The 829-nt window shown below is 62.7% G+C and carries 1 protein-coding gene; it reads right to left on the reverse strand.

The features are described 5' to 3' along the window. Positions 1-829, reverse strand: an 829-nt coding sequence (locus tag AC1DEK_RS30130; RefSeq protein WP_478128992.1) for an Ig-like domain-containing protein, incomplete at both ends; no start/stop codon positions are given.

The raw sequence follows: 829 nt of genomic DNA on the forward strand, positions 1-829 counted from the left end.
GCGTAGATCCTCACAGGGGTAGTCGGGCTCGGCGATGAGCCGTGGCCCGCTGCGTCCGTCACCGTATAGGAGATGTCGAACGCCGTGTCCTGCCCGATCAGATCGTCTGCAGGGATCCTCACCTTGACTGACCCAACGATTACTTCGAACGACTCCACCTTGTGCTCGTAGCTCTTGCCGTTCCAGTCAATCGTGATCACGTCGCCCTCGACCATGCCCGCATAGGACGGGATAATCACCCACGTGCCATCGCTGGCCTCTGCCGAGTCGATCACACCGTCTGCCATCTCCGGCACTTCAGGCGCCTTCAGTACCAGTGCTGGGACTGTCGTATCGATAATCACCACGTGCGGATCCGACGGCTTGCTTTCGTTGCCCGCCTGATCACGCTCGACCACCGTGAACTCGTGCTTGCCTTCGCCCAGCGGCGTATCAGGCGTGAAGCTCCAGTTGCCGTCTTCGTCGACCTTCGTCTCGCCAACGGGCGTGCCGTTGTCGATCACGACGATCGTGTCGCCCGGCTGACCCTTGCCCACCAGTGTCGGTGTCGTGTCGTCCGTGCTCTCGCCATTGCGCACCGGACCCTGAACCAAGCCCGCGTCGTCAGTCACTTCGCCCACGGCCGGCTGGCCCGGCGGGGTTGTGTCCACGATCACCACGTGCGGATCCGACGGCTTGCTTTCATTGCCCGCCTCATCACGCTCGACCACCGTGAACTCGTGCTTGCCTTCGCCCAGCGGCGTATCAGGCGTGAAGCTCCAGTTGCCGTCTTCGTCGACCTTCGTCTCGCCAACGGGCGTGCCGTTGTCGATCACGACGATCGTGTCGC

This window comes from Variovorax sp. 10N420 (genome assembly GCF_056394705.1).